General features: G+C 74.2%; 25 protein-coding genes. 16 read left to right on the top strand and 9 right to left on the bottom strand.

What is annotated here, in order from left to right; genetic code table 11:
• Positions 1 to 126: 126 nt before the first annotated feature.
• The 8 genes from ABEA81_RS28975 to ABEA81_RS29010 all read left to right on the top strand — a co-directional run bounded on the left by ABEA81_RS28975 (position 127) and on the right by ABEA81_RS29010 (position 5,227).
• A complete protein-coding gene (locus tag ABEA81_RS28975) occupies positions 127 to 1,254 on the top strand; it encodes a hypothetical protein (RefSeq protein ID WP_345609194.1) in 1,128 nt (375 codons plus the stop codon).
• 46 nt (positions 1,255 to 1,300) lie between these two features.
• Entirely contained in the window at positions 1,301 to 1,687 is a 387-nt protein-coding gene (locus tag ABEA81_RS28980; protein ID WP_345609196.1) for an ArsR/SmtB family transcription factor, read from the top strand.
• The gene (locus ABEA81_RS28985; protein WP_345609198.1) at positions 1,674 to 2,153 is read left to right on the top strand and encodes an SRPBCC domain-containing protein; all 480 of its coding nucleotides are present in this window, start codon (positions 1,674 to 1,676) and stop codon (positions 2,151 to 2,153) included. Before ABEA81_RS28980 ends, ABEA81_RS28985 begins: the two co-directional genes overlap by 14 nt.
• A gap of 135 nt (positions 2,154 to 2,288) precedes the next feature.
• A complete protein-coding gene (locus tag ABEA81_RS28990) occupies positions 2,289 to 3,302 on the top strand; it encodes an SDR family oxidoreductase (RefSeq protein ID WP_345609200.1) in 1,014 nt (337 codons plus the stop codon).
• A gap of 88 nt (positions 3,303 to 3,390) precedes the next feature.
• Complete coding sequence (locus ABEA81_RS28995) at positions 3,391 to 3,864, top strand: vitamin K epoxide reductase family protein (RefSeq protein ID WP_345609202.1); 474 nt, start codon at positions 3,391 to 3,393, stop codon at positions 3,862 to 3,864.
• A 129-nt stretch (positions 3,865 to 3,993) separates the two neighbouring features.
• On the top strand, positions 3,994 to 4,410 hold the full coding sequence (locus ABEA81_RS29000) for a hypothetical protein (protein WP_345609204.1): 417 nt from the start codon (positions 3,994 to 3,996) through the stop codon (positions 4,408 to 4,410).
• Positions 4,407 to 4,877, top strand: coding sequence for a MerR family transcriptional regulator (locus ABEA81_RS29005; protein ID WP_345609206.1), 471 nt, complete (start codon positions 4,407 to 4,409; stop codon positions 4,875 to 4,877). Before ABEA81_RS29000 ends, ABEA81_RS29005 begins: the two co-directional genes overlap by 4 nt.
• Positions 4,877 to 5,227: a SpoIIAA family protein gene (locus ABEA81_RS29010; RefSeq protein ID WP_345609208.1), complete on the top strand. Its 351-nt coding sequence runs from the start codon at positions 4,877 to 4,879 to the stop codon at positions 5,225 to 5,227. The genes ABEA81_RS29005 and ABEA81_RS29010 overlap by 1 nt, the downstream gene beginning before the upstream one ends.
• 80 nt (positions 5,228 to 5,307) lie before the next feature.
• Here the strand turns inward: ABEA81_RS29010 and ABEA81_RS29015 are convergent, their stop codons facing one another.
• A complete protein-coding gene (locus ABEA81_RS29015) occupies positions 5,308 to 6,222 on the bottom strand; it encodes a M48 family metalloprotease (protein WP_345609210.1) in 915 nt (304 codons plus the stop codon).
• Complete coding sequence (locus ABEA81_RS29020; protein WP_345609212.1) at positions 6,219 to 6,584, bottom strand: BlaI/MecI/CopY family transcriptional regulator; 366 nt, start codon at positions 6,582 to 6,584, stop codon at positions 6,219 to 6,221. Before ABEA81_RS29020 ends, ABEA81_RS29015 begins: the two co-directional genes overlap by 4 nt.
• Before the next feature lie 78 nt (positions 6,585 to 6,662).
• On the opposite strand from ABEA81_RS29020, the gene ABEA81_RS29025 reads away from it, so the two are divergent.
• From ABEA81_RS29025 to ABEA81_RS29035, 3 genes are all read left to right on the top strand, one after another.
• A complete protein-coding gene (locus tag ABEA81_RS29025) occupies positions 6,663 to 7,826 on the top strand; it encodes a cytochrome P450 (protein ID WP_345609214.1) in 1,164 nt (387 codons plus the stop codon).
• Positions 7,827 to 7,832: 6 nt separating this feature from the next.
• Positions 7,833 to 8,624: a DedA family protein gene (locus ABEA81_RS29030; RefSeq protein ID WP_345609216.1), complete on the top strand. Its 792-nt coding sequence runs from the start codon at positions 7,833 to 7,835 to the stop codon at positions 8,622 to 8,624.
• Positions 8,625 to 8,734: 110 nt separating this feature from the next.
• The gene (locus tag ABEA81_RS29035) at positions 8,735 to 9,583 is read left to right on the top strand and encodes an HNH endonuclease signature motif containing protein (protein ID WP_345609218.1); all 849 of its coding nucleotides are present in this window, start codon (positions 8,735 to 8,737) and stop codon (positions 9,581 to 9,583) included.
• A 630-nt stretch (positions 9,584 to 10,213) separates the two neighbouring features.
• Here the strand turns inward: ABEA81_RS29035 and ABEA81_RS29040 are convergent.
• The 4 genes from ABEA81_RS29040 to ABEA81_RS29055 form a co-directional block, all read right to left on the bottom strand.
• Positions 10,214 to 11,290, bottom strand: coding sequence for a DUF190 domain-containing protein (locus ABEA81_RS29040; protein ID WP_345609220.1), 1,077 nt, complete (start codon positions 11,288 to 11,290; stop codon positions 10,214 to 10,216).
• A complete protein-coding gene (gene crcB, locus ABEA81_RS29045) occupies positions 11,287 to 11,667 on the bottom strand; it encodes a fluoride efflux transporter CrcB (RefSeq protein ID WP_345609222.1) in 381 nt (126 codons plus the stop codon). The genes ABEA81_RS29040 and crcB (ABEA81_RS29045) overlap by 4 nt, the downstream gene beginning before the upstream one ends.
• Positions 11,664 to 12,062, bottom strand: coding sequence for a fluoride efflux transporter CrcB (gene crcB / locus ABEA81_RS29050; protein ID WP_345609224.1), 399 nt, complete (start codon positions 12,060 to 12,062; stop codon positions 11,664 to 11,666). Before crcB (ABEA81_RS29050) ends, crcB (ABEA81_RS29045) begins: the two co-directional genes overlap by 4 nt.
• A 143-nt stretch (positions 12,063 to 12,205) precedes the next feature.
• Positions 12,206 to 13,081 (bottom strand): helix-turn-helix domain-containing GNAT family N-acetyltransferase, encoded by an 876-nt coding sequence (locus ABEA81_RS29055; protein ID WP_345609226.1) that lies wholly within the window; start codon positions 13,079 to 13,081, stop codon positions 12,206 to 12,208.
• Between the two features lie 94 nt (positions 13,082 to 13,175).
• On the opposite strand from ABEA81_RS29055, the gene ABEA81_RS29060 reads away from it, so the two are divergent.
• Positions 13,176 to 14,522, top strand: coding sequence for an NAD(P)-binding domain-containing protein (locus ABEA81_RS29060; RefSeq protein WP_345609228.1), 1,347 nt, complete (start codon positions 13,176 to 13,178; stop codon positions 14,520 to 14,522).
• A gap of 55 nt (positions 14,523 to 14,577) precedes the next feature.
• Here ABEA81_RS29060 and ABEA81_RS29065 read toward each other — a convergent pair whose 3' ends face one another.
• Positions 14,578 to 14,718 (bottom strand): hypothetical protein, encoded by a 141-nt coding sequence (locus ABEA81_RS29065; protein WP_345609230.1) that lies wholly within the window; start codon positions 14,716 to 14,718, stop codon positions 14,578 to 14,580.
• A 200-nt stretch (positions 14,719 to 14,918) separates the two neighbouring features.
• On the opposite strand from ABEA81_RS29065, the gene ABEA81_RS29070 reads away from it, so the two are divergent.
• Positions 14,919 to 16,100, top strand: a complete 1,182-nt coding sequence (locus ABEA81_RS29070; protein ID WP_345609232.1) for a cytochrome P450 family protein — start codon at positions 14,919 to 14,921, stop codon at positions 16,098 to 16,100.
• Positions 16,101 to 16,267: 167 nt separating this feature from the next.
• Positions 16,268 to 17,167: a LysR family transcriptional regulator gene (locus ABEA81_RS29075; RefSeq protein WP_345609234.1), complete on the top strand. Its 900-nt coding sequence runs from the start codon at positions 16,268 to 16,270 to the stop codon at positions 17,165 to 17,167.
• 36 nt (positions 17,168 to 17,203) lie between these two features.
• Here the strand turns inward: ABEA81_RS29075 and ABEA81_RS29080 are convergent, their stop codons facing one another.
• Together ABEA81_RS29080 and ABEA81_RS29085 are read right to left on the bottom strand one after the other, a co-directional pair.
• Positions 17,204 to 17,959, bottom strand: a complete 756-nt coding sequence (locus ABEA81_RS29080) for an SDR family oxidoreductase (protein WP_345609236.1) — start codon at positions 17,957 to 17,959, stop codon at positions 17,204 to 17,206.
• Complete coding sequence (locus ABEA81_RS29085; RefSeq protein WP_345609238.1) at positions 17,952 to 18,719, bottom strand: oxidoreductase; 768 nt, start codon at positions 18,717 to 18,719, stop codon at positions 17,952 to 17,954. The genes ABEA81_RS29080 and ABEA81_RS29085 overlap by 8 nt, the downstream gene beginning before the upstream one ends.
• Positions 18,720 to 19,052: 333 nt before the next feature.
• On the opposite strand from ABEA81_RS29085, the gene ABEA81_RS29090 reads away from it, so the two are divergent.
• Positions 19,053 to 19,328, top strand: coding sequence for a hypothetical protein (locus ABEA81_RS29090; protein WP_345609240.1), 276 nt, complete (start codon positions 19,053 to 19,055; stop codon positions 19,326 to 19,328).
• Positions 19,329 to 19,362: 34 nt separating this feature from the next.
• Complete coding sequence (locus tag ABEA81_RS29095) at positions 19,363 to 19,740, top strand: type II toxin-antitoxin system VapC family toxin (RefSeq protein WP_345609242.1); 378 nt, start codon at positions 19,363 to 19,365, stop codon at positions 19,738 to 19,740.
• The last annotated feature ends 25 nt before the right edge of the window (positions 19,741 to 19,765 follow it).

Genomic DNA, 19,765 nt, shown 5'->3' on the forward strand with positions numbered 1-19,765 from the left:
CCCGTCCTCGGTTGCGGCCCTACACCTGTCGGCTACCCGAGGGGACGCGGGTATACCCAGCCTGCCGAGCGTGCGGCGGCCCCCGTGCCGCCGTTTCCCGTGATCCGCCCCGGGTATCCGTCGCCGGTGCCCGACGGCCCTCCGCCCTCCACGCCGAGTCCCGAGCCCGGCCCGTCCGGTGGACGGGTCGTCGTCGGGCTGCTCGTGGATCCCGACCTGCCCGCCCTGATCGCGCGGCACCTCGCCGACGTCCTCCCCGACGACCTCCGTGCACACGTGAGCAGCGAGGCCGAGTGGAACATCGAGATCGTCGACGAGCCGTTCGAGGTCGCCACCCGGTACGAGCGGATGATCGACAAGGCGCGGGCGCAGGTCGAGGGCAGGGGCTGGGACATCGCCCTCTGCCTCACCGACATGCCGCTGCAGACGTCGAACGGGACCATCGTCGCCGTGATCAGCCGGCACGACTGCGTGGCGCTGATCTCGCTGCCGGCACTGGGCGGGGTCCGGATCCGCCGCCGTGCGCGCCGGGTCGTCACCGCCATCGTCGACGAGCTCACCGCCGCCTCCGAGGAGCACGCCACCGACCGGCCGGCGGAAGCGGCGCGCCGGCTCCGGCTCTCGCGCCTCACCCGCCGGGTGACGCCGGCCGACCACGACGTCGACGTCGACGTCGACGTCGAGCTGATCACGCCCGCGAGCCGGGGATCGCTGCGGCTGCTCGCCGGCATGGTCCGGGCGAACCGGCCGTGGCAGCTCACCCTCGGGCTGTCGATGGCGCTCGCGGGCGCCACCACGGGCAGCGCGTTCGGCATCCTCTACTCGGCGCTCTGGATGCTGGCGAACGCGCTCGAGCCGTGGCGGTTGACCGCGTTCACCGTGGGTGCCGTCGCGATGCTGGCCGTCTGGCTGCTCGCAGGCCACGGGCTCTGGCGGCAGCCGTCGACGACGCGCGCGCGAGCGCTGATCAACCTCGCGACGATCCTGACGATCGGCTACGGCGTGGTGGTGTTCTACGGCGCCCTGCTCGTGATCAACCTGGCCGCCGCGGGCCTGGTCATCCCCCCGCACTACATGGCGGCGGCACTCGGCGAACCGGTCGGTGCGTCGGACTACCTGCGGGTCGCCGTCATGGCGACCGGGTTGGGAACCATCGCAGGCGCCGTGGGATCCGGTCTGGAGAACGACGAGACCGTCCGCCGGGCCGCGTACAGCACCCGCGAGCAGCAGCGGTGGCGCCACGCCCGACGGTAGGTCTTGTGCACTTGCGCGTTAATTACGCGGCTGGTTACATAGCACCGTGGACGCGTTCACGGTGCTCGCCGACCCCCTGCGCCGAGAGGTCGTCGAACTGCTCGCCGGCGGGCCGGTCACGGCGGGCGACATCGCCGCGAGGTTCCCCGTCACGCGGCCGGCGGTGAGCCGGCACCTGCGCGTCCTGCGCGAGTCCGGGCTCGTCGAATCCGCCGTGCAGGGCCAGCACCGCGTCTACACGCTCCGCCGGGCGGGGCTCGCCGAGCTGGACCGCTGGCTCGATCGGTTCCGCCCGCTGATCTCCGCCGAGGCGGCACCCGCCGGGCCCGCCGCGCGGCTCGACGCCCTCGGCACCGAACTCCACCGCGGGCGCCGCGCTCGGCGCGCCGCGCTCGCCGACCCCCCAGCAGGAGAGCACCATGGCAGCGCCTGACCCGGACAGCCGCACCCTGACGCTGCGCCGCACCTACCCCGACCCGGTCGGCGACGTGTGGGCGGCGTTCACCGACTCCACCCGGCTGGCCCGCTGGTTCGGTTCCTACAGCGGCACCGGGCGACCCGGCGGCACGGTGCAGCTCACGGTGACCGGCGAGGTCGACGCCGGCGGCACCGTCTCCGACCCGGTCCCGGTAACCATCCACGAGTGCGTGGCGCCGCACCGGCTCGTCGTCGAGATCCCCGACGGCCCCGCCGGACCCTCCTGGCTGGTCGAGGTGAGCCTGGCCGGCACCGGCGACGGCACCGACCTGGTCTTCACGCAGCGGCTGGTCCCCGGCCTCGACCCGGCCGACGTCGAGGCGGGGTGGAACTGGTACCTCGACCGCCTCGGCGCCTCCCTCCACGACGGCGCGATGCCGGAGTGGGACGCCTACGCCCCCGGGGGCTCGCGACCTTCCTGATGCGGCTCGGCCGGTCGGGGCTGCTGCGCTGCCGGCGCGCTTCGGAAGGAGGTCGTCAGGTGCGTCGTGCGTGCTTCCCGCGGGCGTGGGTAGCCGCGAGGTGACCCACCCGGCCACGTCGCGAACGGAGATGGCATGGATCGCTGCGAGCAAGTGGTCGTCGTGACCGGCGCGAGCGGGGGGATCGGGCGCGCCACCGCACGCGCCTTCGGGGCCCGAGGGGCGAAGGTGGCGCTACTGGCGCGGGGTGAGGACGGGTTGCAGCACGCGGCGAGGGACGTCGAGGAAGCGGGCGGGACCGCGCTGGCGATCCCGGTCGACGTCGCCGACCACGTGGGGCTGGACCAGGCGGCCGACCGGGTGGAGCGGGAGCTCGGTCCGATCGACGTGTGGGTCAACGACGCCTTCACGGTGGTGTTCGGCCCGTTCACCGAGGTGGAGCCGGAGGAGTTCACCCGCGTGACGGAGGTGACCTACCTCGGCTACGTCTACGGGACGAAGGCCGCGTTGAAGCGGATGCTGCCGCGGGACAGCGGTGCGATCGTGCAGGTCGGCTCCGCGCTGGCCTACCGCGGCATCCCCCTGCAGTCGGCCTACTGCGGCGCCAAGCACGCGATCCAGGGTTTCACCGAGTCCCTGCGCTGCGAGCTGCTGCACGACAGGAAGAACGTGCACGTGACGATGGTGCAGATGCCGGCGGTGAACACCCCGCAGTTCTCCTGGGTGCTGTCCCGCCTGCCCCACCAGGCGCAGCCGGTCCCGCCGATCTACCAGCCCGAGGTCGCCGCCGAGGCGGTGCTGTTCGCCGCTGACCACCCGAAGCGCCGCGAGTACTGGGTCGGCGGCTCCACCGTCGGGACGTTGGTGGTGAACAAGTTCGCTCCGGGGCTGCTGGACCGGTACCTGGCGCGGACCGGCTACCGATCGCAGCAGACGTCGCAGCCCCGGGACCCCGACCAGCCCGCGAACCTGTGGGAGCCCGCCGACGACCGGGACGGCCACGACTTCGGCGCGCACGGGATCTTCGACCGCAGGGCGACCAGGCGGAGCTATCAGCTGTGGGCCTCCCAGCACCACGGGGCGATCGGCGCCGCGGCCGCAGCCGCAGGCGCCCTCGGCGTCGCCGTCGTGCGCGCGGCGCGGCGCTGAGGGGCAGCACGATGGCGATCGACGTGTCGGTCGACCTGGCCTCCGAGCAGGGGCCGATCTGCCGGCGGGCGGGGACAGCGCCGTCGCGATGAGTGCGAGCCCGTCGCGGTGGCGCCACCGGCTGCCGGTGGTGGTGTTGTCGCTGGCCGGGCTGGCGGTCGCGACCGTGCTCACGCTCTTCCAGCTCGGCGTGCTCGACGCGGTGTGGGAGCCGTTCTTCGGTGACGGCAGCAGGCGGGTGCTCACCTCGTCGATCTCGCGGACGCTGCCGGTGCCGGACGCGTCGCTCGGGATGGTGGCGTACCTGGCCGAGGCCGTGCTCGAGTCGATCGGCGGACGGCAGCGGTGGCGGCAGCGCCCGTGGCTGCCGATCGCGGCCGGGGTCGTCGCGGCCGGTTTGGGGGTGGTCGCGCTCGGGCTGATCGCCGCACAGGTCGTGCTCGTCGGCGCGTTCTGCACGCTCTGCCTGGTCTCCGCGGCGATCTCGCTGCTGGTCGCCGCGCTCGCCGCTCCGGAGGCCGCCGCAGCCGTGCAGGCGCTGCGACAGCGGCATCCCGTGTGACCGGAGCCGCGCGGTCAACGACGGTAGGACTGGAACGCGCGCTTGCATCCGGTACCCAGGTACGGGTTTAGCGTGGGTGTCGGGCCCGACCGGCGGGCCGGCCGGGAGGCGGATCCGATGGTGAGAAGGGTGCCCGAGTTGCGGGCCACGGTGGCAGAAGCCCGGCAGGCGGGTGGACCGGTGCCCGTGCCGCTGCCGTGGGCGCCGGGCGAGGCCTGCACGCTGCCCAGCGAGGAGCAGCCGCTGCGGGAGGCCGAGTTCCACGCACTGTTCGCGACGGCCCTGCGTCGGGTGGAGCGGCCGGAGCCGACGTTGCTGCAGCTGACCCTCGACGGCGACGGGGAGGTGGTGGCGAGCACGCGGGATCTGACTGGGCGGGAGGCCTGGTGCTGCTCGTTCTTCGACTTCCGGCTCATCGCCACGGCCGGTGGCCTGAGGCTGGACGTTCGGGTGCCAGAGGCGCGGATCGCGGTGCTGGACGGCCTGGCCCGCCAGGCCGAAGCCGCCCGCTCGGCCGCGGAGCCGGGTTCGGGGGTGATGGCGTGAGCAGGGGGCTGCGGTCGGGCGAGCTGGCCGGGGCCGCGGGTGTGAACGTGCAGACGCTGCGCTACTACGAGCGTCGCGGCCTGCTCCCCGAACCGCAGCGCTCGCTGGGCGGGCATCGCGAGTACGGCCCGGAGGCCGTGAGCCTGCTGCGGGTCATCCGGGGCGTGGCTCGGCTGGGGTTCACGCTCGACGAGATCTCGGCCCTCATCGAGGTCGGTTCGCATCGCGGGCCCCGACCCGGGTTGCGCGACGCCGCTGCCGAGAAGCTGGCCGAGGTCGAGGCGAAGATCGCCGACCTGCTTCAGGTCCGGGCAGCGCTGACCGACGTGCTCGCTGCCGGGTGCAGCGACCTGGACGAGTGCTCCTGCACACCGGGCTGCCCGATCCCGTTCTCCGAGCTGCAGCGGGGCGCGCCGCTGCCGACCAGCCGGGGCAGCGGCACGGGAGTCCGGCGATGCTCGAACTGATGACCGAGAACGAAGGCTCCGTTCTCGCGGTCCGGGCGTGCGGGGTGCTGACCGAGAACGACTACCGGGAGATCCTGGTTCCAGGCGTGGACGCGGCGCTCGAGTCCGCCGGGCGAGTCCGCGTGCTCTTCCTCGTGGAGGAGTCGTTCCAGGGCTGGACCGCCCGGGCCGCCTGGCTCAACACCCGCCTCGACCTCCGCCACCGTCGGCACTTCGACAAGGTCGCGATCGTCGGGGCGCCCAGCTGGGAACAGCGGTGCGTCAAGCTGGCGAACCTGCTCATCACCGGCGAGATCAAGGCATTTCCCCGGGACGAGCTCTGCAGGGCGGAAGCCTGGCTGCGCGCCTGAGCCGAGCTCGGCCGGCCCCGTGCCGAGCAGCACCGTGTGAGCGGACGCGCGAGCGGCAGCGAGCGGGAACAGGCCGTCCGTCACAGCGGCAGGACGAAGAGGCTCGGTGGGGTCGTGGCGACCGCGAGGGCGGCGAGGGCGAGCCCCCACCGGTGGTGGGCCGCGAGCGGCCGCCGCGCTCGGCGCAGCCGTTCGATCCGCACTGCGAGGTCGTCGGCCGCGCCGAGCGCTCCCCGGGGGGTGACCCGCATCCTGAGCTCCTGGAACCGCCGCAGGGCCGCGATCAGCGGCGCGGTGCCGCGGTCGCGGGCCGCGGCGTCGTCGGCGCACATCTCCACGAGCAGTTCGACGCACGCGGCGGCGCGCGCGGTCACGCGGCACGGGACCGTGCGGCGTAGCGCGTGGAACGGGGCGAGGACGAGGTGGTGGCGTTCCCGGCCGTCTCTGTGCTCGTGGGCGAGGACCGCGGCGAGCTCGGCGTCGGAGAGCGCGTCGCGGGTCCCGCTGCTGATGACGACGCATCCCGCCGAGCTCGCCGTGCCCGGCAGGAAGTAGGCCGCGGCGCCCGGGTGGTCGAGCACGAAGTCCGGTCCGTCGACGTCGGGGCGCGCGACGAGGCGGAGCAGGAGACGGTGCCGTTCCCGTTCCCGGCGGACCGACCAGGAACTGCGGATCTGCACCGCCATCCCGGCGGCGACCAGCAGCATTCCGGTGGCGACCGCGAGCGCGTGTCCGACCGTCAGCCCGGGTGGGGTGACGCCGGCCGTGAGATCGGCGGAGAAGCGGCAGAGCGCGGGCAGGATGCCGAGCCGGTAGGGGGCGAGCCCGGCGCTGAGCAGGAGGCCCGCCGCGGCGGACACGGCGCTGAAGGCGGTGGCCTGCCAGAGCAGCACGGCGAGCCGGGGTGAGCGGTGGACCCACCGTGCCCGGGTCAGCGCGTACCCGGCGCCGATGGCGAGGACGAGCGCGACGACGTGGTGCCAGACGTAGATCACTCGTCGCCCCGCTCCGCGTCGTCGAGCGCCGCGCGCAGGACGCCGGCCTCGGCCGGGCTGACCGAGCGGGCGAACCGCACGAGTGCGGCATCGCGGTCGCCGCTGTGGTCGAGCGCGCTCAGCATGAGCTCGGCGACGTAGTCGGCACGGGGGGCCGCCGCGGAGTAGCGCCAGCTGCGGTCGACGCTGACGCGCGCGACCACACCCTTGCGCGTGAGCCGCTCCAGCACGGTCTTCACCGTGGTGTAGGCGAGATCCGCGTCGCCGATTTCGCGCAGGACGGTGCGCGCCGTGACGGGCCCCGACTGCGCCCACAGCACGCTCATCACGGCGCTCTCGAGCTCGCCCCGGCCCCTGCCCACGTCCGCCTCGCTCTCGTGCCTCGTTCTTCTACGTCTTGTAGTGCTACCTTTCGTAGCAGTCTACTGCCAGGAGGGATCGTGCTCGCCGTACCACCCCCGTGCGCGCCGCCGCGCTGGACCGCCCTGCCCGACGGCGTCGAGGGCTGGCTCGTCACCCGCTACGGCGACGCACGAGCCGTGCTCTCGGACCCGCGGTTCATCCGCGACCCGGCCCGGGTGGCCCGCCTGCGCGGTGCCGCGGGCCTTGCGCCCGCGCACGGCCGTGGGTTCGGGGTGGGGCGTGGCTCGACCCTGCTGCACGTCGACCCGCCCGAGCACACGCGGCTGCGCCGGGCGGTGGGCCCGATGTTCACCACCCGGCGGGCCGAGTCGCACGGCTCGCTGATCGACGAGCTGGCGAGGACGCTGGTCGGGCGGTGCGCGGGCTCCGGCATGGCCGACCTGGTGTGCGATCTCGCGGTCCCGCTGGCGGTCGGTGTGCTGTGCCAGGTGGCCGGCCTGCCGCCCGCGGACCACGCCCGGTTCGGTCCGTCGGTCCGGCGGGTCCACCGCATCGACCAGGGATCCGGTGCCGGGCAGCGGACCGTCGAAGCGATCAGCGCGCTCGACCGGTACCTGGAGGAACGGATCGCCCGCGGCCGCGCCTCCGGCGTGCTGGCGGAGCTGGTCGACTCCGAGCGGCTGTCCGAGGACGAGGTGATCGCACTCGGGCGCGACCTGCTGGTGGGCGGGTACGAGAGCACGGCGAACCTGATCTCCGGCGGGCTCGCCCTCCTGCTCGCCGAACCGTCGCGTTACGAGCGGGTGCGCCGGGACCCGACGCTGGTGGGGGCGACGGTCGAGGAGAGCCTGCACCAGGTGGCGCCGTTCCCGGAGCTCGAGGCCCGGTACGCGGCGGAGGCCGTGGAGGTCGGCGGGACCCTCATCTCGGCGGGGGATGCCGTGGTCGTGAACGTCGCCGCGGCGAACCGCGACCCGGACCGGTTCCCCGCGGCAGAGCGGTGGAGCGTGGACGAGCCGGGCGGGCACCTGTCGTTCGGGCACGGGGCGCACCACTGCCTCGGCGCGGTGCTCGCGCGCCGGGAGGCGGACGCCGCGCTCCGGGCCGTGATCAACGGGCTCGGCGACCTCCGCCTCGGTTGCCGGCCGGAGGAGCTCGAGTGGGAGCCCGGCCTCTCACCGGGGCTGCGATCGTTGCCGGTGCGGTTCACGGCGCGGCCGCCCTCCGGCCACGCGGGCTGAGGCGAGATGCCCGACCTCCTCGCGTTCCCGGGCCCGGTCGCGTGCCTCGTGGTGTTCGGCCTGCTGGTGGTCGAGTCCGGCTTGTTCGTCGGCGTGTTCCTGCCAGGGGACTCGATGCTGTTCGGCGCAGGCCTGCTGGTGGGCAGCGGCCGCATCGACGTCCCGGTTGCGGTGCTGGCCGGCTCCGCATGGCTCGGGGCCGTCCTGGGTGACGTCATCGGCTACGGCCTCGGCCGGCGGCTCGGTCGGCCCTGGGCCATGCGACGGCGGCGCGGGTGGAACCGGCGCGCTGTCGCGACCGCGGAACGGGTGTACGACCGCCATGGCTGGTTCGCGATCGTGGTCTGCCGCTGGTTCCCCGGGATCCGTGCGCTCGTGCCGGCCCTGGCCGGGGTGGGCCGGATGCACCCGATCGCCTTCGCGCTCGCGAACGGCACCGGGGCACTGCTGTGGGCGGTCGGCATGGTGCTGATCGGCCACGCCACGGCATCGGTGCCGCAGACACCGGCCGCCCTGGCGGCAGCGTCGACACCGGCGCCTCTGATGAAGCTGCCGGCTCTGAGCACGGCGAGCCGGCTGCGTGCGACTCGGCCGGCATCGGTGCTGGGGGCCTTGATCCGGGTGGCGCTGACGCGACTGGTGTCGACCCGTCCAGCCCTCGCTCGGCTGGCGCCGGCTCGACCCGCACTCGCCCGGACAGGCCCGACCCGGCCGCCCCCGAGCCGGCCGGTGCCGGCGAGGCCAGTGCCAGCTGGGGCACCGACGAAACGACGGTCCCGGCCGCGGCCGGGAGGCTGATCGACGACCACCCGGCCGAGGATCAGCGGGCCGGCACGCCGACCGGAGCCGGCCCGGCCGACACCAGCGCCGACACGAGCCCGGACCTGTGGCGCGGAGAGCGGGTCGGGGTGCGGGAGGGGGTCGAGTTGCGGGTCGGGCTGGCCACCCTGCTGGGCGGTGACCAGCGGCCGGGTGAGATCCCCGGCCTGGGACCGGTCGACGCCGAGATCGCCCGGGCCGCGGCCGCGCGGCAGCGCCGGGGTGCGCGGTGGCAGTTCGCCATCGTCGACCCCCGTGGCTACCTGCTGCTGGCCGGGCCGCTGCGCCGCCGACCCCGCACCACCACCTCACCGCGAGGGTCGGGGCGGGTGCGCGGTGGGGTGGTGGAGTTGCACCTGACCCTCGAGGAGCTGTCCCGCCTCGCCGCCGACCCCGCCCTGACCGGTGGCTGGACCGGGGTGATCGCCGAGGTCGCCCAGCGGTGGGCCGAGCGGCACCGGCTGTGGCGGGAACTGGGCAAGAACCCACACACCCGCTACGCCCGCGGTGCGTTGGCCCGCCACGTGCAGGTCCGGGATCGCAGCTGTGTGGGGCCCGGCTGTGAGCGTTCGGCGCGCCGCTCGCAGATGGACCACACCGTGGATCACGCCCGGGGTGGGCCGAGCGTGGAGACCAACATCGGTCCCGGCTGCTGGCGGCATCACCCGGACAAGGACCGGGGCTGGCGCCTGAGCCAACCGGAGCCCGGGCACTTCGTGCGGGTCTCCCCGCTAGGGCGGGTCTACCGGACCCGGGGTGAGCCGGTCCGGCCCGACCTGCCCGACCCCGACCCGCCACCGCCCGGCACCGACCCCCGCGCCGACCCGGACACCGACACGGGACGCCCGGTCGACCTGCGCATCCTGTGGAGACAGGCCCGCGACCCGGCACGACCACCCCCACCGCCACCCGACGACGAGGAGGAACCACCGTTCTAGATGGTTGGTTCCTGGGTTCTCAGTGGTCGAGGGCGATCGGGGAGCGCTCGACGGGGGCGTCGTCGCGGCGGTCGGGGGGCACGAAGGTGATGCCCGGGCCGGCCGTGCACGTGGTGTCGCCCTACGTGCGGCACGCGCACCGGATCGTCGATCAAGGGGAAATGGTGGCCGAATGATCTCCGGGAGCGACCATCCGCCCTTGGTCACCGCTGCAGGGCAACCATTTGCCCTTGATCGCCGCGCGCCGGCCGCGCCCGGTGGGACCGCCTCCTGGTGGCGCCGCGCGCCCCATCGGGCAGGCCCCGGCCTGCCTGCGCTGCTGCCCATAGGGGCCGCGGAGGCTCGGAGGTCACGGGTCGCGCAGCGATCGCGCAGCGTCGCAGGAGGCGCCCTAGAGCTGCGAGGGGCGGCCCCGCACACTGCGCGGCGCCGCCAGGAGGCCCGGAGTAGGACCCCACTGTCTTGCCCACAGGAATCAACCGTCTAGGGCCGGACGGCACGCCACTCGTGCCCGCGCCATGCTCGGAGCCTGCGGTGCAGCGGTGGTGTGCGGGGCGGCGGGCATGATGCGCGACTCTCCGATGCCGAGCACGTCCTCCACGTGCGGACGGCGGTGGGCGCCCGCAGACGTCAGAAGGAGAAGCGGGCCAGGCGGAGGGTCCCGTCGCGCTGGTTCTCGCTGACCACGCGCATCGCCGGCACGAGCTCGCTGGTGACGACCCCGTGCTCGGCGGTGATCTCGTCGACGACGTCGAACGACTTCGCGATCCGGTCCGGGGTGTCGACGACGACCGTGACCACGGGGACGCTGCGCCCGAGCTGCAGGAGGCGGTCGCCGTGCGGGGGGCGGTCGTCGTGGAAGCCCCAGATCCCGCGCAGGGCGGTGGCGCCACGTGCGCCGGTCTCCCGGAGCCTGCGCACGAGGGCCTGGTGCACGGGTTGCCCGGCGTGCATCGCGCGTTCCGAGGTGTACACCATGAGCTTCTGCCACAGCGCCATCCCGGCCTGATCGCTCGGCGGCAGCTGGTGGGGCCGGGCGAGGAGCTCGCCGCGCTGCTTGCAGACCCGCACCCGCTCGAGCGTGAGCAACGGCCTGCGCAGCAGCCCGCCGAGCTCGGGCAGCACGCGGCCGATCCGCTCACCCGACCCGACCGCGATGATCATCATCGGCACGTCGGCGTTGCGGCCGAAGAAGCGGGCCCTCGCCCGCTCGCCGTGCGCGGTGCCGTCGACGCCGAGCAGCACGGTGGCTCCCGCGATGCCGCGCCGGTGCAGCAGGTCGCACACGGCGAGGAACGCCGGGGTCCGGTAGACGCGTTCCTGGCGGCCGACGTACACAGTCAGCTTCGTCGCCTCGTGCAGGTCCTCCGGCAGCACGACCGGCCCGATGTCGTCGCGCAGCATGCGGGCCCGCTCCAGGGTCACGAGCCCGCAGTGGTCGATCGTGCGGACGTCCTCGAGCAACCCCTCGACCCGCTCCTGCGTGTCGACGGCGACGGCCGTGACGGGGAGGTCCTCGGACAGCGTGAGCAGGCGGTCGGTGCGCAGCGCGTGCCTGAGCCCGAACCCCTCGGCCCCGCGCAGCAGGACGCTGGTCGCGATCTCCCGCTCCCCGAACAGGTCGAGCAGCACGTCGGCGAGGAACCGCCCGCCCACCCGCTGGCGTTCGCCGAAGTACGCGGTGAGCTTGAGGCTGTCCAGGTTCACAGCGCGCCCCCGACGAACCGGCCGAGCGCGGCGGCGCCGACCCCGACCACGAGGCTCACCACGATGTTTCCGGCGAGGCGGGACACCTGGCGATCCTCGGCGAGCCGCTGCGTCTCGAACATCCAGGTCGAGAACGTGGTGTACGAGCCGACCAGCGCCGTGCCCGCGAGCAGGGCGGTCCGCTCGTCCAGCACGAGCCCGGTGAGGAAGCCCAGCACCAGTGCGCCCGAGACGTTGACGACCAGGGTGCCGTAGGGGAAGGCCCGGCCGGTGCGCACGGAGACCGCCTTGTCCAGCGCGAAGCGGAGAACCGAACCGACGCCGCCGAGCAGCACGACGCCGATCCAGACGAGAGCGTCACCGATGGGGTCGTTCATGCCCGCACCCGCACCCGCCGGACCATCGCCGTCGCCAGGTGGATCGCGGCGTACCCGGCGACGACGCTCACCAGCGCGTAGGCGAGCGCGAGCGCGAACTGCCGGTGGTCCAGCATGACGAGGATCTCCACCTGCATGGTCGAGAACGTGGTCAGGCCACCGCACAGCCCCGTTCCCAGCAGGGGACGGCGGTAGCTGGACAGCGGGAGGCGCTCCTGCAGCCGCGTCGCGAAGTACCCCAGGAGGAACGCGCCGACGATGTTCACCACGAACGTCGGCCACGGCCACTGCGTGGGCGCGTGCGGGAAGGCCACGCCCAGCAGGGTGCGGGCGAGCGCGCCGAGCGCGCCACCGAGGAAGATCGCGACCAGTTCGCGCCCGTCAGGCCTGGCCACCGGCCACACCCCCGGCCGTGCTCCCGCCGGCCTCGCGGCCGTTGCTCCGCCTACCCACACCGCACCCGTCGTCGTCAGGACCAGGGAAGACTACGCGGGCCCGCGCGCCATCCGGATCTGACGAGCCGGCGGCGCGGGTCGGGCTAGAGGTCGTCGGTGCGCCGCCGCTCCAGGAAGACGGTGTCGCGCCAGACGCCGTGGTGGCGGCCGATGCGTTCGCGCATCCCGAGAGTGCGGAAGCCCGCGGACCGGTGCAGGGCGATGCCGGCCCGGTTCTCCGGGAAGATCGAGGTCTGCAGGGTCCACAGGCCTGCCTCGTCGGCGGCCGTGACCAGCCGGTGGACCAGCGCCTTCCCGACGCCGCGGCCGCGGTAGCCGTCCCCGACGTAGATCGCGGTCTCCGCGACACCGGCGTAGACGGGGCGGCCCGACACCGGCGAGGCCGCGGCCCAGCCGACGACGCGGCCGTCGAGCTCGGCGACCCAGCGGTGCCCGGGCAGCCAGCTGCGGTCCAGGGTGCGCCGGTCGGGCACCTCGGTCTCGAAGGTGGCGTTCCCGGTGGCGATGCCCTCGGCGTGGATGCGGCGCACGTCGGTCCAGTCGGCTGGGTCCATGGCGCGGACGGTGACGTCGGCGGGCAGGTCGGTGGGGCAGCACGGGCGCGGCCCGAGCATCCCCATCACCGCGTCCGCGGCGTGCGGGAGCCCGGTGCAGCAGGCCGGGTTGACCGACACGAGGGTCGCGGTGCCCTCCTTGCGCAGCCGCACGAACCCGACGTCGGCGAGCTTGCGCAGGTGGTGCGAGCAGGTGGACTGGCTGATCCCGAGCCGCTCGGTGAGCGCCCCGACGGTGGTCTCCCGCCCGGCGACGGCCACGGCGTGCAGCAGCCGCACCCGCATCGGCTCGGCCAGGCAGGCGAACCACTCCGCATACGTCGCCGCGTCCGCCGGCGCGAGCTGCGCCGGCTGGAACGCCGACTCCTCCGGTGGCACCACCGACAGCGGCAGGGACGCACTCATGCCGCCCAGTATCGACGCACATCGATGGTTGCGTCAATCGATGTCGGTCGATACAGTCCGGCCCCATCAATCGACGCACATCGATGGAGGGCTCATGGACGAGGTGCTGCCGGTCGTGGTGGTGGGTGCCGGGCCGGCCGGGTTGGCCGCGGCGGCGCAGCTGGTGGAGCGGGGCCTGCCGCCGCTGGTGCTGGAAGCCGGGCCGGTGGCGGGGACGGCGGTGCGCGAGTGGCACCACGTGCGGCTGTTCTCCCGGTGGGCCGAGCTCGTCGACGCGGCGGGGGAGAAGCTGCTGGCCCCGATGGGGTGGCGGGCGCCGGATCCGGACCGCTACCCGACCGGGCAGGAGTGGGCCGAGCAGTACCTGCAGCCGCTGGCCGACGCGCTCGGTGAGCGGGTCCGGTACGGAGCGCGGGTCGTCGGCGTGGCCCGGCGCGGGTGGGACCGGGTGGTCGACGTCGCCCGGGCGTCCGAGCCGCTGACCGTGCGGGTGGAGACCGTCGCAGGGGAGGAGCGGATCAGCGCCCGGGCGGTGATCGACGCATCCGGTACCTGGGGGTTGCCCAACCCGCTGGGTGGGGACGGGCTGCCGGCCCTCGGGGAGCCTGCCGCGGCGGACCGGATCGGCTACCGGGTGCCCGATCTGACCGATCCGGGCGTGCGGGCGCGCTACGCGGGGAGGCGGATCGCGGTGGCCGGTAGCGGGCACTCGGCCCTGACCGCGCTCGTCGCCCTCTCCGAGCTGGCCGGCGAGGTGTCCGGGACGCGGGTGGTGTGGCTGCTTCGTCGCGGGGAGATCGGCAACGCGTTCGGCGGTGGTGCGGCCGACCAGCTGCCGGCCCGCGGAGCGCTCGGGCGGCGGGCCGCCGAGGCGGTCGCCGCGGGGCACATCCGCACGGTGACCGGGTTCCGCACCGCCGCGGTGGAGCGGGACCCCGCCGGGGCCGACCGGCTGGTGCTGGAGTCGTTCGACGGGGTGCGGCTGGACCCGGTGGACGAGGTCCTGGTGCTCACCGGGTTCCGGCCGGACCTGAGCTTCCTGTCCGAGGTCCGGCTGGACCTCGACCCGGTGCTGCAGGCCCCGCGGGCACTGGCGCCGCTGATCGACCCGAACGTGCACTCCTGCGGCACGGTGTACCCGCACGGCGCGCGGGTGCTGGCCCAGCCCGAGCCGGACGTGTACCTGGTCGGCATGAAGAGCTACGGGCGGGCGCCGACGTTCCTCTCGCTGACCGGCTACGAGCAGGTCCGCTCGGTGGTCGCCGCGATCGCGGGGGACCGGGAGGCCGCCGAACGGGTCGAGCTGGTGTTGCCCGAGACCGGCGTCTGCTCGGGTGCCGGCGTGCTCGCCGCCCCCGCCGACCTCGCCGCCCCCGCCGATCGGGTCGGCCCGGGCGAGGTCTCCGGGCGTTGTTGTGGCCCGGCGGCCGCGCAGCGCTGACGGTCTCGCTGAACCACCACGGCCGCCGTCGGTGACGTCGCGGCCGCGGTCGGAATCACCTCGGGGATACCCACGCTGCCGGATCCGGCAGGAGCCCGGGGAGTACCTCCCCGGGCTCGCCTGCGGCCACGAGCCGGCCCGCGCGCAGCAGCAGGCAGTGGTCGGTCCGCGCCGCGACGTCCGGGTCGTGGGTCACGCGCACGACCATGGTGCCGGCGGCGGCGGTCCGGGCGAGCTCGGCGTCGGGCCGCCGGCGCCCGCCCGCACCACCACGGTCACGGGGAATCCTGCTGACCGGCCCGTGCGGCGTCGCGTGATCAACTGTGAGGTCGTCTCAGGGCGCGAGCCCTAGCGTCGGCGTCGGGCCGGGACGAACCCGGGCCGGGAGGGGACGCGATGACGCAGGCCGACACCGTCGAGCTCGGCGCGAGGTTCTTCACCGACCCGCACGAGCTGTACCGGACGCTGCGCCGGGAGGCACCGGTGACGCCGGTGATCGCCCCGGACGGCCTGCGGGCGTGGGTGGTCACCCGCTACGAGGATGCCCGGCCCGCGCTCAGCGACCCGCGGCTGTCCAAGGACACCTCGCGGTTCCACGAGAACGGCCCCATCGGTTTCCTGGACCGGCACATGCTGAACAGCGACCCGCCGGACCACACCCGGCTGCGCAAGCTGGTGAGCCGGGCGTTCACGGTGCGGGCGATCGCCCGGATGCGCCCGCGGATCGAGGAGATCGCGCAGGGGCTGGCCGACCGGATGGCGGCGAAGGCCGGGCGAGACGGCGTGGTCGACCTGCTCGACGAGTTCGCGTTCCCGCTGCCGATGACCGTGATCTGCGAGCTGCTCGGGGTGCCGGACGGCGAGCGCGACGACTTCCGCGCCTGGTCGAACACCATCCTGTCGGAGGCGCCCCAGCACGAGCACGAGGCGGCGGCCGCGGCGATGGCGGACTTCCTGTCCCGGCTCGTCGCCGAGAAGGGGGCGCGCCCCGGCGAGGACATGCTCTCGGCCATCGTGAGGGCGTCGGAGGACGGCGACACGCTGTCGGCGGGGGAGGCCACGTCGATGGCGTTCCTGCTGCTCGTCGCCGGGCACGAGACGACGGTCAACCTGATCGGCAACGGCGCGCTCGCCCTGCTGCGCCACCCCGGCCAGCTCGCCGTGCTGCGCGCCGACCCGGCGCTCGTCCCGAACGCGGTCGAGGAGTTCCTGCGCTTCGACGGCCCGGTCAACCTGGCCACCTTCCGCTACACCACCGAGCCGGTCGAGATCGGCGGAACGACGATCCCGCAGGGCCAGGTCGTGCTGGTCTCGCTGGTCTCGGCCAACCGCGACCCCGATCGCTACGGTGATCCGGGCGCGCTGGACGTCACGCGGAACGCGGCCGGGCACATCGCCTTCGGCCACGGGATCCACCACTGCCTGGGTGCCCCGCTGGCCCGGCTGGAGGGTGAGATCGCCTTCCGCACCCTGCTCGACCGCTTCCCCGGGCTCGCGCTCGCCGGCGAGCCCGCGACGCTGGCCTGGCGGCGCTCGACCCTCATCCACGGCCTGACCCGCCTGCCCGTCCACCTCTGAGCGACCGGGCGCCGGGAGCGCGCGCCACCGCCCTGGTGCGGGGAGGTGGCGCTCGCCGAGCCCGCCGTGGGCGTCCTCGATGACGCTTGCCGATCTCCCGGGGGGCGACGCGGCGTATCATTACACGATTACAGCGGGGTGCACCCCGGAGGAGGGGACGGGAGCCGATGAGCCTTCGCCAGTTCGAGTACGCCCTGGCCGTCGCCGCGGAGGGCTCGGTGACGGCGGCGGCGGAGCGGCTGCACGTCGCCCAACCGTCGATGTCCCAGCAGATCCGCAACCTGGAGCGGGACCTCGGCGTGACGCTGTTCACCCGCACCCCGACCGGACTGGTGCCCACCGTGGCCGGCCGCGCGTTCCTGCGGGAGGCGGAGGTCGCGGTGAACGCGGCACGGCGGGCGCGGGCGACGGCGCGGGCCGGTGCCGACGACCTGGTGGGCGAGCTGGTCGTCGCGGCGCAGATGGGCTTCGGCACCCGGCAGCTGCCGGGTGCGCTGAGCGCGCTGCGGCGCCGCTTCCCGCGGGTGGAGGTCACCGTCTTCGAGGAACCGAGCTCCGCCGAGCTGGACCGGCTGTGCCGACGGGGCGTGCTGGACCTCGCCCTGATGGCGAAGTGCGAGCGGCCCCCCGCCGGCGCCCACCGCCTCGGCGACGAGGAGTTCGTCGTGGTGCTGGGCGCCGGGCACCCGCAGCTCGCCGCGGACCGGGTCGAGCTGCGCGCGCTGGAGGGGGAGTCGTGGGTCAGGTTCGACCGCGACAGCGCGCTCGACGCCGTGCTGCTGAACGCGCTGCGGGACGACGACCCGGCCCCGAGCACGGCCGCCCGGGTCTCGCAGACGGCAACGGCCGTGCGCTGGGCCGCCGACGGGCTGGGGGTGACGCTCGTCCCGGCCTCCGCGGTGCCCCACGGTTACGAGCACCTCGTGCGTCCGGTGTTCCCTGCCGTGTCCCAGCCCGTCATCGCCGTGGTCCGCCCCCACGCCGGCCCGGCGGAGACGGCCCTGCTCGACCTCCTGCGCCACGAGACGTGGCACGAGGCGGCCGCTCCCATCTCACTGGTGTCCTGACCCGCGCTCGCCCACCCGGGTCCTCCCGACGGCTTCTCAGAGTTGCGTGCGGCCGCCGTCGACGGCGAATTCCGCACCCGTGGTGTAGGTGGCGTCGAAGGCGAGGAATGCGGCCGCCCTGGCGAACTCGTCGGGGGTGCCGAAACGCTGCATGGGGTTGTCCGCGATCACCTGCGCCGTGAACTGTCCGGCGGCCTCTTCGGTCATCGTCTTCTCCAGGATTCCCGTGTCGATGGGACCGGGGCTGATCGCGTTGACCCGGATTCCGCGGGGGAGCAACTCGCGGGAGAAGCTGCGGGCCATCGAGCGGAGCGCCGCCTTGCCGGCCGCGTAGACGCTGGTGTCCAGCATTCCGATGGCGTTCGCCGCCGAGGTGGTGAGGACGACACCCGCGCCCGTGCTCAGCAGCGGGGCGAGCTTCTGCACGGTGAAGAAGGCGCCCTTGACGTTGATCGCGAACAGCTCGTCGTAGGCCTCCTCGGTCGTCGACTCGAAGGGCGTGGTGGCTGCGATGCCGGCGTTGACGAACAGGGCGTCGAGCGTGCCGAGTTCGCCCTTCACCCGGTCGGCCAGAGCGTCCAGGTCGGACACCGAGGCGACGTCGCCCCGTACGGCCAGCGCGTTCTCGCCGAGGTCCCGCGCGGCATCGAGCGTGGCCTGCGAACGACCGGTGATCACCACCCGGGCTCCGCCGTCCACCAGCAGCTTCGCCAGCGCGAACCCCATGCCGGCGCCACCGCCCGTGATCACTACGTTCTTGTCGCCGTACGTTCCCGTCTTGTCGTCACCCACGGGGGTACTCGCCGCCGTCCACGCCGACGACCTGCCCGGTCAGCCAGCTCGCCCGGTCGGACACGAGGAACAGCACCGCGTGGGCGATGTCGTCGGGCCGCCCGTCGCGCCCCAGCGGAGGGGTACCGACCGCGCCCGGTCCCACGCCCAGGCTCTCCCAGTGCTTCCGCGTCGCTTCGCCGCCGGGGGTGGCGGTTCTGCCCGGGCTCACGGTGTTGACCCGGACCCCGGAGGGCGCCAGCTCGGCGGCGAGTCCCCGGCTGTAGTTCTCCAGCGCCACCTTCGCCGCCTGGTAGTGCAGGAACGGGGGCGCCGGGGGGACGACCGCGGCGGTGGACACGTGCACGATCGCCCCCGAACGCCGCTCCCGCATCCCCGGTGCCAGCAGCGCGTTCAGCCGCACCGACGACAGGAAGTTCAGGTCCAGCGCGTCCTGCCACTCCTCGTCCGGGATGGCCAGGCCGGACGGGTGCGGTCGCGCCCCGCCCACGTTGTGGACCAGGATGTCCACCCCACCGAGCGCCTCGTGGGCGGCCGCGGCGAGCGCCTCCGCACCGGCCAGGGTCCGCACGTCGGCCGCCACGAACGCGGCGCCCTCCGGCACCGTGCTCGTCGCCGACCTGGCGGTCGCGAGCACCTCGGCGCCGGCGTCCAGGAGTCGGCGCACGATGGCCGCCCCGATTCCGCGAGAACCACCCGTGACCAGGGCGCGCTTTCCGGTGAGCTCGCGCGTTCCCGATCCGTTCTCGACCGTGGTCATGCCACCAGTCCTTTCGATTGTGTGTAGGCGCGCTCGACGAAAGGATCGACCGGCGCGGCGCAGATCTCCGAAGAATTCGCGGGGCGCGCATCTCGTCGAGCCGTTCCACGCTACGTCCGGAAAGGGATGGGAGGCAAAGACGAGATGTCAGCAGGCGGTATAGGGCTTTCCTATGGCGCTGCGGCCCGGCGGGTTCTCAGCGTCCCGCCGCGCCGCGGCGACCCGCCTGCGGTGTCCACCACGGGTGTGGGATGGGTACGGTCCGGGGGCCCGGGCAGGCCGGCGCCTGCCGGGCATGTCCAGCGACCGACGCCGCGAGCGAGGGGGAACCACATGGGAACGGATGACCTCTCGAAACCCTGGGCCATCCACGGTGATCCGGACCGCCTCGTCGAGGCGGCCGCAGCGCTGCGCAGGGCCCGACCGGAGGACGTCTTCGGGAGCCGCTACCCCGGGGAGTACGTCATGTCGGCGGTCGCCCGGCTGCTCGACTCCCTCGCCCATGAGATGCGCGAGACGGACGGCCTCGGTCACGACGTCGTGTCGGCGGCGACCGAGCTGTCCGAGCACGTGATCGCCTACGTCCCCCGGCCCGGGGGCCAGCGGTGACCCGCTACGTGATCGACGCCCCGACCTTCTGCACGTGGTCGCGCACGACGTCCCGGTCGGTGCGGGGCACCAGGTCGTCGCCCCCCACCTCATCCGCTCCCACGCGCTGGCGCTGCTGCTCGATGCCGTGCGTCGCGGTGACCTCTCCGAGCGGGAGGCGCTCCGGCACCACGAGCGCCTCACCGAGCTGAAGATGCGCCTGCTCGGTGACCGGGTGTCCCGCCGCACCGCGTGGAAGATCGCGCGTGAGCAGGGCTGGGAGTCGACGTACGACGCGGAGTACGTCGCCGTCGCCAGGCTCCAGGCCGACGCACTGGTCACCGTCGAACCGCGGTTCGCGGCGAAGGCGAAGGCGAAGGACCTCGTGCCGCTCGCCCCCCTCGAGGCGCTCACCGCCGACCCGCCGAGGTGAGGACGGATCGTCCAGCGGCGACCGG

Source organism: Pseudonocardia adelaidensis (genome assembly GCF_039543345.1).
Lineage (GTDB): Bacteria > Actinomycetota > Actinomycetes > Mycobacteriales > Pseudonocardiaceae > Pseudonocardia > Pseudonocardia adelaidensis.